The organism is Aminobacter aganoensis (assembly GCF_014206975.1).
Taxonomy (GTDB): Bacteria; Pseudomonadota; Alphaproteobacteria; order Rhizobiales; family Rhizobiaceae; genus Aminobacter; species Aminobacter aganoensis.
Genome location: NZ_JACHOU010000021.1, coordinates 1 through 13,372, shown reverse-complemented (window position 1 = coordinate 13,372; position 13,372 = coordinate 1). Strand labels below are relative to the sequence as shown.

Here is a 13,372-nt window from a genome sequence, read left to right as displayed (position 1 = left end):
CTATCCCTCTATGCCTTCGCGGCCGGCAATCGCCATCATCGTGCCGGTCATGGTGGCGATCAGCTTGGCCTCGCCGTCGGCAGCGATGGCATAGGCCTGACCGTCGGCGACGACGATGGTGCGGCCGGGCTTGGTGACCGAGCCGCGGAACAGGAAGCGCTCGCCCTTGCCGGGGGCGAGCAGATTGACCTTGAACTCGATGGTGAGCACGCCTGTGCTTTCCGGAAACAGCGAAAAGGCGGCGTAGCCACAGGCGGAATCGAGCGCCGTCGAGATGACGCCGGCGTGGAGAAAGCCGTGCTGCTGGGTCAGCTGATCGGAAAACGGCATCTCGATCTCGATGATGCCCGGGGTGACGAGCGTGAGTTCGGCGCCGATGGTCCGCATCGCGCTCTGACGCGCGAAGGACGCCCTGACGCGTTCGTCATAGTCGGGTGTGGGTACGATCTTGGCTGCCATGTCGGTGTCCTCTCGGCTCGCTTATCGCAAGGCCGGCAGATGCAGGCAATTGCAAATGCTGCGGAGCAAACATCAGTTGAGCCACCAGATCGAGGCATTGAGCAAGCTGGCGAAGGCAACCCAGGCCGCATAGGGAGCAAACAGCCAGGCGGCAACGCTGTCCTTGCGGCCGGCGAGCGCCATGAAGCCGAGGATGGCGCAGAAAAGCGCCGCGATGACGAGCAATGCCAGACCGGGCTGCTGCAGGCCGAAAAAGACCGGCGACCACAGGAAATTGAGCACCAGCTGGCCGATCCACAGGCGCATGGCGGCGCTCCAGGGGTCATGCCGCCAGACGCGCCAGCCGGCGACGGCGACGAGAATGTAGAGCGCCGACCAGACGGGTCCGAAAATCCAGTTGGGCGGGTTGAAGAAAGGCTTGGCCAAGCCGGCATACCAATCGCCCGGCAAGGTGAGGTAGCCGATCAGCGTACCGCCGCCGAGCACGACCACGATGAAAGCAAGCAGCACGACAAACCTGGCCATCGAACCTCCGGAACCGGCTGGGCGGCTGGATGCCGCCCGACCTTCAACTGGAGGACAAGTCCGGTTCGTCAATAGCGATGCGTCGTGGGCCGCAGCTCAGCCGTTGCGACGCATGGCGGCGAAGTAGAAGCCGTCGGTGCCGCTTCTGGCGGGGGTCAAGGACAGGCCTTGCCCGCCAAACCGCACGGCATCGTCGCGGCCGGGAAAGCGCGATGCCCACAGCGCCCGGTGATCGACGACGGAGAAACCCTTGCTGCGCTCCACGAAGGCGTCGACCTGATCGGCGTTTTCCTCGTCGAAGACGGAGCAGGTGATGTAGACGATGAGGCCGCCCGGCTTCACATAGGCGCTGGCGGCGTCAAGGATGGCCGACTGCTCGGCCTTGCGGACGTCGAGCTGCCGCTGGGTGAGGCGCCACTTGGCATCGGGCCGGCGGCGCCAGGTGCCGCTGCCGGTGCAGGGCGCGTCGATCAGCACCAGGTCCATGTGGCCGGCGAGGCCCGACAGTTCGGACGGCTTGGTGACGACCTGGACGTTGCGGTTGTCGGAGCGGCGCAGGCGATCGAACATCGGCGCCAGGCGCGACTTCTCCGAATCGTGGGCGAAGATCTGGCCGCGGTTTTCCATGGCGGCCGACAGCGCCAGCGTCTTGCCGCCGGCACCGGCACAGAAATCGAGCACCTGCATGCCGGGCGTTGCGCCGGCGAGTTCGGCGGCAAGCTGCGAGCCTTCGTCCTGGATCTCGAACCAGCCCTTCTGGAAGGCCGGCTCGGCCTGGACGTTGGGGTGGCGGCCGCTGCCGTCGATCGGCGGGATGCGGACACCGTGCGGAGCCAGCGCCATCGGCGAAGCCTGGGTGCCCTCGAGCTCGCCTATGACGCGGTCACGGTCGGCCTTCAGCGTGTTGACGCGGATGTCGAGCGGCGGACGGGCGGCAAGGGCGGCGCCCTCCTCCACCCAGTCTGCGCCGAATGCGCGTTCGAGAAGAGGCGCGCACCAGTCGGGGCTGTCGGCGCGGACGACGTCGGGCGCGTCGTCGAGCTTGCGCTCGGCAATGGAGGCCAGTTCTGCCGGGCTCAGCGGCTCGGGCGCGAACTTGTCGCCGTCGAGCGTCTGGTTGAGGGCCGCGGCCGACTGGTCCCATTCGAGCAGGAGCGCGCCGAAGCCGAGGGCGCGCGAGGTCTCGTCGCCGAGCATCCAGCCGGCGGAGCGCTTGCGGCGCAAGGCGTCGTAGACGATGTTGCCGATCGCGGCGCGATCGCCGGCACCGGCGAAACGGTGGGAAAGGCCCCAGTCCTTGAGTGCATCCGCGGCAGGACGATGCCGCCTCTCGATATCGTCGAGTACTTCGATGGCTGCAGCCAGCCTTCCGCCAAGTCGCATGTTCGGTGATCCGTCTTCGGTTGACCCGTATCAGGCCTAGCTAAACAGCCGGGACGGATTGCACAAGCGCCGGCCATGGTTCGCACGGCAAAAACTTTCCACCAGAAGGGCCAGCCGCAAAACAAAACAGGCGCGGATCGCTCCGCGCCTGTGCAGTCGATGGGAGGCTGATGCCGGTCAGGCCGCGCGGGCTGCCCGCGCGATGTCGAAGCGGTCGGCGTTCATCACCTTGGCCCATGCCGCCACGAAGTCCCTGGTGAACTTCGCGCCGGCATCGGACGAGCCATAGACCTCGGCCAAAGCACGCAGCTGCGAGTGCGAGCCGAAGATCAGGTCGACGCGGGTCGCGGTCCACTTGACCTCGCCGGTGGCGCGGTCACGGCCCTCGAACACGTCCTTGGCTTCGGATGTCGCCTTCCACTCCGTGCCCATGTCGAGCAGGTTGACGAAGAAGTCGTTGGAAAGCGTTCCGGGACGGGCGGTGAAGACACCATGGGCCGAATCGCCGGCATTGGCGCCGAGCACGCGCAGGCCGCCGACCAGCACCGCCAGTTCCGGTGCCGACAGCTTCAAGAGCTGGGCCCGGTCGACCAGGTTTTCCTCGGCGGTCAGGCGCTGCCTGCCGCTGGTGTAGTTGCGGAAGCCGTCGGCGGACGGCTCGAGCGGAGCGAAGGACTCGACGTCGGTCTGCTCCTGCGAGGCATCCATGCGACCTGGCGTGAACGGCACCTTCACGTCGTTGCCGGCATCCCTGGCGGCCTTTTCGACGGCGGCGGCACCGCCGAGGACGATGAGGTCGGCCAACGACACCTTCTTGTCGCCGGACTGCGCAGCGTTGAACTCCTTCTGGATCGCCTCGAGCTTCTCCAGCACCGAGGCCAGCTGAGCCGGCTGGTTGACGGCCCAGTCCTTCTGCGGGGCAAGACGGATGCGCGCGCCGTTGGCACCGCCGCGCATGTCCGAACCGCGGAAGGTCGAGGCCGAGGCCCAGGCGGTCGAGACCAGCTGCGCCACGGTCAGGCCCGAGCCGAGGACCTTCGCCTTGAGGGCAGCGATGTCAGCGTCGCTGACCAGCACGTGGTCGACGGCGGGGATCACGTCCTGCCAGATCAGCTCTTCCTTGGGGACGAGCGGGCCGAGATAGCGTGCAACCGGGCCCATATCGCGGTGGGTAAGCTTGAACCAGGCGCGGCCGAAGGCGTCGGCGAACTGATCCGGGTTCTCGAAGAAGCGGCGCGAGATCTTCTCGTATGCCGGATCGGTGCGCAGCGCGATGTCGGAGGTCAGCATCGCCGGCGCGTGGCGCTTGGACTTGTCATGCGCGTCCGGCACGGTGCCGGCGCCCATGTTGTGCTTGGGCGTCCACTGGTGCGCGCCGGCCGGGCTCTTGGTCAGCTCCCATTCGTAGCCGAGCAGGTTCCAGAAGAAGTTGTTGCTCCACTTGGTCGGCGTCGTCGTCCAGGTGACTTCGAGGCCGCTGCCGATGGTGTCGCCGCCCTTGCCGGTGCCGAAGCTGTTGTGCCAGCCCAGGCCCTGCTGCTCGATGTCGGCCGATTCCGGTTCGACGCCGACATGCGCCGCATCGCTGATGCCGTGGGTCTTGCCGAAGGTGTGGCCGCCGGCGATCAGGGCGACGGTTTCCTCGTCATCCATCGCCATGCGGGCGAAGGTCTCGCGGATGTCGCGCGCCGATGCGAGCGGATCCGGGGTGCCGTTCGGACCCTCCGGGTTGACGTAGATCAGGCCCATTTGTACCGCTGCCAGCGGATTGGCGAGGTCGCGGTCGCCGCTGTAGCGCTCGTCGGCAAGCCACTTGCCTTCTGAACCCCAGTAGATGTCCTCTTCGGGTTCCCAGACGTCGGCGCGGCCGCCGGCGAAGCCGAAAGTCTTGAAGCCCATCGATTCCAGCGCGACGTTGCCGGCCAGGATCATCAGGTCGGCCCAGGAAATCCTGCGGCCGTATTTCTGCTTGATCGGCCACAGCAGGCGGCGGGCCTTGTCGAGGTTGACGTTGTCCGGCCAGCTGTTGAGCGGGGCAAAACGCTGCTGGCCGGCTCCGGCGCCGCCGCGGCCGTCACTGATGCGATAGGTGCCGGCGCTGTGCCAGGCCATGCGGATGAAGAGCGGGCCGTAATGGCCGAAGTCGGCCGGCCACCAATCCTGCGAATCCGTCATCAGCGCCTTGAGGTCGGCGCTCACGGCATCGAGGTCGAGGCTCTCGAACTCCTTGGCGTAGTCGAATGCCTCGCCCATCGGGTCGGACAGGCTGGAGTGCTGGTGCAGGACCTTGAGGTCGAGCTGATTCGGCCACCAATCGCGGTTGGTCCTGCCGGCAGTCGAGTGTGCGACCGGGCATTTGCCGGCGCTGTTTTCGTCAGTTTTCGCGTCCATTTTTATCTCCGAAACGTCTTCGTGTAGGTGCTTGCGGGCATCCGCCCGCCTCTCGACGAGTTGGCAGCTCTACAGCAGGGCCAGGCGGCACTCGCCGGCAGTGATTGGGTTGTGAACGTCCGATACCGGCGTGCCCGCACTGGTGGTCATCGTCGGTGTTGTCATGGCTTGCGCCTCCCTCTTGGCTTTTATCGCTAGACCGTTCCAAACAGCGCACGGCAGCACCGCTTCATTGGAACCATTCCAGTCTAGGACCGGATTTTGATAAAGCCAAATTGCCTTTTCAAACAATCTTGATAACCTTTGATTATGATACGGCTGACAATCCGACAGATGGAATATTTCGCGGCACTGGCCCAGATGCTGCATTTCGGCCGGGCGGCCGAGTTTGCCGGGGTCAGCCAACCGGCGCTTTCGGCGCAGATCGCCGAGATGGAGGAACGGCTCGGCTGTACGCTGTTCGAACGCGGCGGCAAGGCGGTGCGGATGACCGAGGACGCGCTCGAACTGCAGCCGCGGATCGAGAAAATCCTGGCCGAAATCCGGGACGTCGAGACCATGGCGCGGCGCGGCAGGCCGCCGATGGAGGGGCGGTTGCGGCTGGGCGTGATCCCGACGGTGGCGCCCTATCTGTTGCCGCACATCCTGCCGGCCATGAAGCGCGAATATCCCAAGCTCCGGCTGGAACTGCGCGAGGCGATCACCGGCTCGCTGGTCGAGGAGGCGCTGAACGGGCGCATCGACGCCTTCGTCGCCGCCCTGCCGCTCGATCATTCGGGGCTGACGACCGAGGCGTTGTTTGCCGACCGGTTCTACCTTGCCGTGCCTGCCGACGACCCCGACTTCGTCTCGCCGCCGGTGCCGCCGGAAAGCCCGGCCCTGGAAAGGCTGATGCTGCTGGAGGAAGGCCACTGCCTGCGCGAACAGGCACTCGCCGTGTGCGGCAGCGTCAAGCCGGTGGCGATGGCCAATTATGGCGCAACGAGCCTGACCACGCTGCTGCAGATGGTGGCGCACGGGCTGGGGGTGACGCTGATACCGGCGATGGCTGCGGGACCGGCGCACGACCAGCGCGACCTGAAGATCGTGCCCTTTGCCGAACCGGTGCCGGAACGGCGGATCTGCCTTGCCTGGCGCCGCAACAGCCCCAGGCACAACGAATGCCTGGAACTGGCGCGGATTATCCGCGGACTGCAGCCGCTACTGCAGCATTGAACCCGGCGAGCGTTGCCTCGTCGGCTGCGCTGCGCGCCTTGCGCGACTGCACCAGGCAAGCCTGCGAGCGCAGGATGACGCCATCCGACAGGATCTTGAGGTGATTGGCGCGCAGGGTCGAGCCGGTCGAGGTGATGTCGACGATAACGTCGGCCGAGCCGGCAGCCGGCGCACCTTCGGTGGCACCCAAGCTCTCGACGATGCGATAGACCTGGATGCCGTGCATCTGGGAAAAGAACTGCTGCGTCAGCCGCCAGTACTTCGTGGCTATGCGCAGGCGGCGGCCATGGCGCTGGCGGAAATCTGCGGCAACGTCGTCGAGGTCGGCCATGGTGTCAACATCGAGCCAGATGTCGGGCACGGCGACGACGACATCGGCGTGACCGAAGCCGAGGCGGGCGACGATCTCGGCCTTGCTTTCCCAATCGGCGAGGTTTTCGCGAATCAGGTCCTCGCCGGTGATGCCGAGATCGACATTGCCCTGGCCGATCTCGCCGGAGATCTCGGACGCCGACAGGAATGCGATCTCGATATCCGCCCTGCCCTCGATCGAAGCGCGGTAGCGACGGTCGTCGTCGGGCAGGTTGACGACAAAACCGGCCTTGGCCAGCACGTCGAGCGCCTGCTCCTTGAGCCGGCCCTTGGAGGGAAGTGCGATCGAGATGGCCATCAGCGCGCCTCCCTCAAGGCTTCGATGCGGTCGAGCCAGACGGAGAAACCAACGCCGGGGATGGGCTTGCCGGCGCCGAGCAGCGTCAGCAGCCGGTCGTAGCGGCCGCCACCGGCCAGCGGCCGGTCGGCATCGGGACCGGAAATCTCGAACACCAGGCCGGTGTAATAGTCGAGCGGGCGGCCGAAGGCGGCGTCATAACGCACCGAGCCGGCAGCAAGGCCATGGCCGGCGACCGCCTCGGCACGGGCGGCGAAATTGTCGAGCGCGGCCCCGAGCGTGAGCCCGGCGCCGGCGGCGAACTCGCTGAGTGCTGCGGGCGCCTGGTCGAGCGAGACATGGATCGCCAGGAAGCGCTCCAGCGCCTCGAAGGCATCGCTGGACAGGCGGACGCTGCGCAGCTCGGCCTTTTCGATCAGGCGGCGGGCGATGTCGTTGGGCGTGCGACCGGCGGATGGCGACAGGCCTGCCTGCTCCATGCCCTGGGCAATATGCGCAGCCAGCGCATCGTGGTCGCCATCGGCGACGAGCGAGGCGACGGGTTCGGCAAGGGCCGAACCGCGGGTGGGCGCGGCCAGGTCCTCAAGGGCGGTGGCAAGCTGCTCGGCCGAACCGAAGGCACGGGCAAGACGCATGCGCCAGCCGCGCGGCAGGCCGAGTGCTGCCAGCACCGCCTCGAAGATCGCCTGGTCGCCGAGCGTGACGGTGAGGTCGCGCCCCGGCAGGCACAGCGAAAGCAAGGCGTGCGCATCGGCCACCGAACGCGCGTCGGCGGCGGCGATGTCCTTGTCGCCGAGGTCCTCGACGCCGGCCTGGAAGAACTCGTTGCCGCCCTCGCGGCGCTGGCGGAAGACCTCGCCGAGATAGGAATAGCGGCGCGGCGTGCCTGACTGGGTGTGGATGTGGTCGAGGCAGACCGGAATGGTGAATTCCGGGCGCAGGCAAAGCGACGCCCCGGTCTCGCTTTCGGTCAGGAAGATGCGGCGGCGCAGGTCCTCGCCGGCCATGTCGAGGAAGGGATCGGCCGGCTGCAGCACAGGCACGTCGACGGCATCGGCGCCGCGCGCGGCGAAGAGCTTGAGGATGTCGGATGCGATGGCAGGGTAGCGCGTGTTCATGGCCTACAGACCTCCACGGAAGCGAGGCGCTGCCCCTCACCCTTACCCTCTCCCCGTAAACGGGGCGAGGGGGGCGTCAGCGTTGCGGCCATCCTCCTTCTCCCCGTTCCACGGGGAGAAGGTCCCGGCAGGGGGATGAGGGGCAGCGCAAGCAGCTGCATGCATTCGCTAGCCACGGCTGCGCTCTTCCGCCTGCGCGGCGAGGATCTTCTTCACCTCGGCGACGAGATCGGCTTCCGGTACGGTGATCTGGGCCGGACGCGCGGCGCGCCACTCTGCGTTGTCAGTGATTTCGGCCGACATGCGGGCGCCCTCGATCAGGTCCTTGATCTGAACCTGGCCATTGGCGCGCTCGTCGCCGCCCTGGATGATAACGACGCCCGAGCCGCGGCGGTCGGCGTATTTGATCTGCGCCTTCATGCCGGAGCCGCCGAGATACATCTCGGCGCGCACGCCCGCGCGGCGCAGGTCGGCGACCATCTTCTGGTAGCGGCCGAGGCTTTCGGTGTCCTTGTCCATGACCAGCACGACCACGGGGGCGACGACGTCCGAGGTGTCGAGCTTGCCGAGGTTCTTCAGCGCCGTCATCAGGCGCGAGACGCCGATAGAGAAACCGGTGGCAGGGACGGGCTCGCCGCGGAAGCGCGAGACGAGGCCGTCGTAACGGCCGCCGCCGCCGACCGAGCCGAAGCGCACGACCTGGCCGTCGTCATTGGGGATCTCGGCGAGCAGCTCGGCCTCGAAGACCGGGCCGGTGTAATATTCGAGGCCGCGCACGACGGACGGGTCGACCTTGACGCGGCCGTCGTCATAGCCGGCCGCAGCAGCGAGCGCGCCGATCTGGGCGAGCTCTTCGACACCTTCGGTGCCCCTGGCATTGCCGGCGACGATGGCGCGGAGGTTTTGCGCTGTGATCGCGGCGTCGGCCGAGCCTGCCTCGGTGAAGGCAATGACGGTGGCAATCGCCGCATCGTCGAGCCCAGCACCCTTGGTGAAGTCGCCCTCGCCTTCCGCACCACCGTCCCAGCGCCCCTTGCCGAGCAACAGCCTGACGCCGTCGGGGCCGAACTTGTCGAGCTTGTCGATGGCGCGCAGCACGGTGAGGCGGCGGTTGGCGTTGTCGTCGCCGCCGAGGCCGATGGCCTCGAGCACGCCGTCGAGCACCTTGCGGTTGTTGACGCGGATGACGTAGTCGCCGCGCTTGATGCTGAGCGCTTCCATCACGTCGGCCATCATCATGGTCATCTCGGCATCGGCCGCGACACCGGGCGTGCCGACCGTGTCGGCGTCGAACTGCATGAACTGGCGGAAGCGGCCGGGGCCGGGCTTCTCGTTGCGGAACACCCAGCCCGAGCGGTAGCTGCGATAGGGCTTGGGCAGTTTCTCGAAGTTCTCGGCGACGAAACGCGCCATCGGCGCGGTCAGGTCGTAGCGCAGCGACAGCCACTGCTCGTCATCGTCCTGGAACGAGAAGACGCCCTCATTGGGACGGTCCTGGTCGGGCAGGAATTTGCCCAGAGCATCGGTGTATTCGATCAGCGGCTGGTCGACGGGCTCGAAGCCGTAGAGCTCGTAGACCTCGCGGATCTTCGCCATCATCTTCTCGACGATCCGGATGTCGTCCGCGCTGCGGTCGACGAAGCCGCGCGGCAGCCGCGCTTTCATCTTTTCCGATTTGTCGGCCATGTCGAGAATTCCGCAATTTTTCCAGAAATTTTGGCCGCTTGCGCAGCGCGCCGTGTCGTAACCGAAATGGGATGGAGCGGCAAGCGTTTGGCGCGCGCCGCAAGCGGCAAGGCCGAAACAAAGCGGCTGCGCGCCGACATCGTGCCGAAACAGCCGCGCCCGATAAGCCGCCGCAACCGAACGATGGAACGACTGCCATGTCCAGCAACACTGGAGAAATCGACGAGACGACGGTCCGGCTGCGGCCGGCGGGACCGGAAAAGCCCAAGGCGAAGAAGCCTGCGACCGCGCGCGACGCGCTGATGACCTGTGTGCTGGTGCTGTATCCGGCGCTGGCGACGGTGGGCGCCATCGCGGCGAGCCTGCTGTTGTCGGGCACGAGCGCCTGATGCCGATGCGCCGCGCGAAAGCAACGCCGAAGACGATCGTGCCCCTTGCGGCCATGGCTGCGCTGGCTCTTGCCGCCTGCACCACCAGCGGCGGAACATTGGCCGGGGGCAGTTGCAAGCCCAGCGATGCAAAGCTCGCCGGGCACTATTACCTCAACGGGGTGATGGAGGTCGGCTCGGAGCTGCTGCTGCGGCCCGACGACGGCTTCGAATTCATGCTCGCCTACGGCGCCAACGACCAGTACGGCAAGGGCTGCTGGGTGAGGCGCGGCGGAACCGTCGAGGTGATCCCATCAGGGCGGAGCGCTGCCTCGCGGCGGCATACGCCGGAGGATCGCGGCTTCGGCGGGCTGGTGCTGACGGTGTCGGGCCGCAGCCTGGTGTGGGATATCGCCGGCAGCGGGTACAAGGGACGGTATGAGCGGTAGTACCTTCTCCCCTTGCGGGAGAGGTGGTGAGCAAAGCGAGGTCGGATCAGGGGTGCTGCACGGAGTGCGGTGCTGCCGAACTTCCTTCTACAACGCTCGTCCTCGACTCTCTCACTCCGGCCAACACCCCTCATCCGCCCCTTCGGGGCACCTTCTCCCACAAGAGGAGAAGGCAAGAGCGCGCCCTCACCCTGGCCGCTTGAACGCCTTGCGCTCGGCCTCGATCTTGCCGCGGCACATGCAGCCTTCGATGTGGTCGTTGACCAGGCCCATCGCCTGCATGAAGGCGTAGACGGTGGTCGGGCCGACGAAGGTCCAGCCACGCTTCTTCAGCTCCTTCGATATCCGCGTCGAGGTCGGCGTCGTCGGGTTGGCGACCAGGGTGGGATAGTCGACCACCTTGGGCCGCTCGTCGGCGCCCGGCTCGAATTTCCAGAACCAGGCGGCGAGCGAGCCGGCCTCGTCGGCAAGCGTCCGGGCGCGGCGGGCGTTGTTGATGGTCGAGACGATCTTGCCGCGGTGGCGGACGATGCCGGGATTGCCGAGCAGCCGCTCGATGTCGGTCTCGCCATATTCGGCGACCTTGTCGAAGTCGAAGCCGGAGAACGCGGCGCGGAAATTGTCGCGCTTGCGCAGGATCGTCAGCCACGACAGGCCGGACTGGAAACCCTCCAGGCAGATCTTCTCGAACAGGCGGTGCTCGTCGGCGACCGGCCGGCCCCACTCGTTGTCGTGATAATGCAGGTAGTCTGGCAGCACTCCCGGCCAGAAGCAGCGTGTCGCCCCGTCGGCGCCCAGCACCAGGCCCGTCTTTTTCTGTTCCATCTGAAATCCATTCGTTAACAGCGAGAAGCGCCGATTTACCCGTGCTTTACCAGACTCCTGAACGAGCCGGTAACCACACCAAAAGCTTTCCTGACAATCTCGCATTTTAAGCAACCCGATTCACGTTTCGGTGGCGGGGCGCGGACAACATGTCGCCAAACCGGGGAGATTCCCCCGCAGCGACGAACGTGTTGAGAGTGCGTCCATGAAGAAACGTCTGATGCTTTTGGCGACGGCGGCACTACTGGCCGAACTGGCCTCGCCGGCCCTTGCCTATGACCGCTATGCCGAACGGCCGCCGGTGGTGGTGAGCCCCGACCTGTCGGCACCCTGGGTGCTGCAACTCGGCCGCAACCCGAACGAGGCGATGCCGCGGCAGCAGCGGCGCCAGGCCGTCCAGCCGCGCGCAAGGCAGGCAGCGCCCAAGGTCCAGCAGCGCAGCGCGCACCAGCAGCGCAGCGTCCAGCCGCGCCAGCCCAAGGCCGCCCAGGTGCAGACGGCAGCGCTGCGCGCGCCGGAAAAGCGTACGGTCAAGCCGCAGATAAACCCGATCTACCTGCCGCAGACGGTCGCCTATGACGGCGGCGAGAAGGCCGGCACGATCATCATCGATACGACCGAGAATTTCCTCTATCTGGTGCAGGCGGACGGCGAGGCGCGGCGCTACGGCGTCGGCACCGGCAAGCCGGGCTTCGAATGGTCGGGCACGCACAAGGTGAGTTCCAAGCGCGAATGGCCGGACTGGCGTCCGCCGGCGGAGATGATCGCGCGCGAACGGGCCAAGGGCCGCGTGCTGCCGGCGATGATGGTCGGCGGGCCGGAAAACCCGCTCGGCGCTCGCGCACTCTATCTCGGTTCGACGCTCTACCGCATCCACGGCACCAACCAGCCCTGGACCATCGGCGGCGCGGTGTCGTCAGGCTGCATCCGCATGCGCAACGAGGATGTGATGGACCTCTACGAGCGGGTTCCGGTCGGCACCAAGGTCGTCGTCAGGTAATTTCCGGTTACGGGGGCGGAGCCGGGCCGAAAGGCCTGGTTCCCGAGCAAAGGGGCGGCGCGGCGGAAGATCGCGCTGCCCTTTTCGCTTTTCGGCAGCGAAACGGCCTTCTCCGGCTCGATCTCTTGGGAAAAAATGTTTATCATGGATGAAAATTGACCTGATCGACCCATTCCATCCCAGGCGTACGGACGTATCCGGGGGCATCCTGGGTCGACGACCGCCGAAGGATGAAGAATGCCGCCGCTCGACGACAACCGCTACCTGAAAGGCGGCCCCGTGGCCGCCCGCATCATCGCCGAAGTGCGCGCTGCCGCGCAAAAGGCAACCGAAGAAGGCTTCCGCCCGAAACTCGTTTCGATCACCGTCGGCGACGTCGCCGCGGTCGACGTCTATGTCCGCAACCAGCGCGCCAAGGCGGAACTGGCCGGCATCGACTTCGAAGAACGCCCCTTCCCGGCCGAACTGACGGCAGGCGAGCTCGAAGCGGCCATCCACGGCATGAACGCCGACCCGCGCATCACCGGCATCATCATCCAGCGGCCGGTGCCGGCGCATATCCCGATCAAGGCGATCCAGGCGGCGGTGCATCCGCTGAAGGACGTCGAGGGCATGCACCCGTCTTCGATCGGCAACATCGTCTACAACCAGCTCGATCTGGCGCCCTGCACGGCGGCTGCCTCGGTCGAACTGCTGAAGGCCACCGGGCTCGACCTGAAGGGCCTGGAAGTGGTGGTCGTCGGCCATTCCGAGATCGTCGGCAAGCCGATCGCGTTCCTGTTGATGAGCGAAGGCGCGACAGTGACGGTCTGCCACCACATGACACGCTCGCTGGCGGCGCATGCGCGCCGGGCCGACGCGCTGTTCGTGGCGGTGGGCAAGCCGCGACTGATCAAGGCCGACATGGTCAAGCCAGGGGCCGCCGTCATCGACATCGGCATCAACGCCGAAACGCTGCCGGACGGGTCCAGCCGCATCGTCGGCGACGTCGACACCGAATCGGTCAAGGAAGTGGCGTCGTGGATCACCCCGGTTCCAGGCGGCGTCGGCCCGGTGACGGTGGCGATCCTGCTGCGCAACACGATGGTGGCGCTCAACCGCCAGCGCGCGGTCTATCGCGCCACCTTCGGCACGGCGGAAGCAACGCTGGCAGCGGAATAGAATCGTGGGGCGGCCGCCACCCCGCGCGCCCCCGGCCCGCCCCCGCCCACGGGCCGAAGCCCCGAGCGCAACCCGGGGGGGCCCCCCGGGGCCCCCCCCGCCGCGCACAAAAAGCGCCACCG

14 protein-coding genes are annotated in these 13,372 nt (G+C 66.8%); 5 read left to right on the top strand and 9 right to left on the bottom strand.

Annotation, left to right across the window (positions count from 1 at the left end):
* From GGR00_RS24590 to GGR00_RS24570, 5 genes are all read right to left on the bottom strand, one after another.
* Entirely contained in the window at positions 1-459 is a 459-nt protein-coding gene (locus tag GGR00_RS24590) for a PaaI family thioesterase (RefSeq protein ID WP_055978120.1), read from the bottom strand.
* 72 nt (positions 460-531) lie between these two features.
* Complete coding sequence (locus GGR00_RS24585; RefSeq protein ID WP_055978118.1) at positions 532-984, bottom strand: TspO/MBR family protein; 453 nt, start codon at positions 982-984, stop codon at positions 532-534.
* Between the two features lie 96 nt (positions 985-1,080).
* On the bottom strand, positions 1,081-2,367 hold the full coding sequence (locus tag GGR00_RS24580; RefSeq protein ID WP_184701831.1) for an RsmB/NOP family class I SAM-dependent RNA methyltransferase: 1,287 nt from the start codon (positions 2,365-2,367) through the stop codon (positions 1,081-1,083).
* Between the two features lie 177 nt (positions 2,368-2,544).
* Entirely contained in the window at positions 2,545-4,758 is a 2,214-nt protein-coding gene (gene katG / locus GGR00_RS24575; RefSeq protein WP_184701830.1) for a catalase/peroxidase HPI, read from the bottom strand.
* Positions 4,759-4,827: 69 nt separating this feature from the next.
* Positions 4,828-5,049: a hypothetical protein gene (locus tag GGR00_RS24570; RefSeq protein WP_184701828.1), complete on the bottom strand. Its 222-nt coding sequence runs from the start codon at positions 5,047-5,049 to the stop codon at positions 4,828-4,830.
* An 18-nt stretch (positions 5,050-5,067) separates the two neighbouring features.
* On the opposite strand from GGR00_RS24570, the gene GGR00_RS24565 reads away from it, so the two are divergent.
* On the top strand, positions 5,068-5,973 hold the full coding sequence (locus tag GGR00_RS24565) for a hydrogen peroxide-inducible genes activator (RefSeq protein WP_055978110.1): 906 nt from the start codon (positions 5,068-5,070) through the stop codon (positions 5,971-5,973).
* On the opposite strand, the gene hisG is transcribed toward GGR00_RS24565, so the two are convergent.
* The 3 genes from hisG to hisS form a co-directional block, all read right to left on the bottom strand.
* On the bottom strand, positions 5,939-6,643 hold the full coding sequence (gene hisG, locus GGR00_RS24560) for an ATP phosphoribosyltransferase (protein ID WP_055978109.1): 705 nt from the start codon (positions 6,641-6,643) through the stop codon (positions 5,939-5,941). The two genes, GGR00_RS24565 and hisG, sit on opposite strands and share 35 nt — an antisense overlap.
* On the bottom strand, positions 6,643-7,761 hold the full coding sequence (locus GGR00_RS24555; protein ID WP_184701826.1) for an ATP phosphoribosyltransferase regulatory subunit: 1,119 nt from the start codon (positions 7,759-7,761) through the stop codon (positions 6,643-6,645). Before GGR00_RS24555 ends, hisG begins: the two co-directional genes overlap by 1 nt.
* 168 nt (positions 7,762-7,929) lie before the next feature.
* Entirely contained in the window at positions 7,930-9,447 is a 1,518-nt protein-coding gene (hisS, locus tag GGR00_RS24550) for a histidine--tRNA ligase (protein WP_184701824.1), read from the bottom strand.
* A gap of 197 nt (positions 9,448-9,644) precedes the next feature.
* Between hisS and GGR00_RS24545 the strand changes: the two genes are divergently transcribed.
* Both GGR00_RS24545 and GGR00_RS24540 read left to right on the top strand, forming a co-directional pair.
* On the top strand, positions 9,645-9,836 hold the full coding sequence (locus tag GGR00_RS24545) for a hypothetical protein (protein WP_055978438.1): 192 nt from the start codon (positions 9,645-9,647) through the stop codon (positions 9,834-9,836).
* Positions 9,836-10,264, top strand: coding sequence for a hypothetical protein (locus tag GGR00_RS24540; RefSeq protein WP_246441622.1), 429 nt, complete (start codon positions 9,836-9,838; stop codon positions 10,262-10,264). Before GGR00_RS24545 ends, GGR00_RS24540 begins: the two co-directional genes overlap by 1 nt.
* 186 nt (positions 10,265-10,450) lie before the next feature.
* Here GGR00_RS24540 and GGR00_RS24535 read toward each other — a convergent pair whose 3' ends face one another.
* Positions 10,451-11,089, bottom strand: coding sequence for a DNA-3-methyladenine glycosylase I (locus tag GGR00_RS24535; protein WP_184701822.1), 639 nt, complete (start codon positions 11,087-11,089; stop codon positions 10,451-10,453).
* A gap of 205 nt (positions 11,090-11,294) precedes the next feature.
* Here GGR00_RS24535 and GGR00_RS24530 point away from each other — a divergent pair, with 205 nt between their 5' ends.
* Positions 11,295-12,089: a L,D-transpeptidase gene (locus GGR00_RS24530; protein WP_184701820.1), complete on the top strand. Its 795-nt coding sequence runs from the start codon at positions 11,295-11,297 to the stop codon at positions 12,087-12,089.
* A 237-nt stretch (positions 12,090-12,326) separates the two neighbouring features.
* A complete protein-coding gene (locus GGR00_RS24525) occupies positions 12,327-13,250 on the top strand; it encodes a bifunctional 5,10-methylenetetrahydrofolate dehydrogenase/5,10-methenyltetrahydrofolate cyclohydrolase (RefSeq protein WP_055978099.1) in 924 nt (307 codons plus the stop codon).
* Positions 13,251-13,372: the final 122 nt, after the last annotated feature.

Coding starts and splice junctions, on each gene's coding strand:
- katG (WP_184701830.1), bottom strand. CDS start 4,758: ATGGACGCGAAAACTGACGAAAACAGCGCCGGCAAATGCCCGGTCGCA.
- hisG (WP_055978109.1), bottom strand. CDS start 6,643: ATGGCCATCTCGATCGCACTTCCCTCCAAGGGCCGGCTCAAGGAGCAG.
- GGR00_RS24590 (WP_055978120.1), bottom strand. CDS start 459: ATGGCAGCCAAGATCGTACCCACACCCGACTATGACGAACGCGTCAGG.
- GGR00_RS24585 (WP_055978118.1), bottom strand. CDS start 984: ATGGCCAGGTTTGTCGTGCTGCTTGCTTTCATCGTGGTCGTGCTCGGC.
- GGR00_RS24535 (WP_184701822.1), bottom strand. CDS start 11,089: ATGGAACAGAAAAAGACGGGCCTGGTGCTGGGCGCCGACGGGGCGACA.
- GGR00_RS24540 (WP_246441622.1), top strand. CDS start 9,836: ATGCCGATGCGCCGCGCGAAAGCAACGCCGAAGACGATCGTGCCCCTT.
- GGR00_RS24545 (WP_055978438.1), top strand. CDS start 9,645: ATGTCCAGCAACACTGGAGAAATCGACGAGACGACGGTCCGGCTGCGG.
- GGR00_RS24525 (WP_055978099.1), top strand. CDS start 12,327: ATGCCGCCGCTCGACGACAACCGCTACCTGAAAGGCGGCCCCGTGGCC.
- GGR00_RS24530 (WP_184701820.1), top strand. CDS start 11,295: ATGAAGAAACGTCTGATGCTTTTGGCGACGGCGGCACTACTGGCCGAA.
- hisS (WP_184701824.1), bottom strand. CDS start 9,447: ATGGCCGACAAATCGGAAAAGATGAAAGCGCGGCTGCCGCGCGGCTTC.
- GGR00_RS24580 (WP_184701831.1), bottom strand. CDS start 2,367: ATGCGACTTGGCGGAAGGCTGGCTGCAGCCATCGAAGTACTCGACGAT.
- GGR00_RS24565 (WP_055978110.1), top strand. CDS start 5,068: ATGATACGGCTGACAATCCGACAGATGGAATATTTCGCGGCACTGGCC.
- GGR00_RS24555 (WP_184701826.1), bottom strand. CDS start 7,761: ATGAACACGCGCTACCCTGCCATCGCATCCGACATCCTCAAGCTCTTC.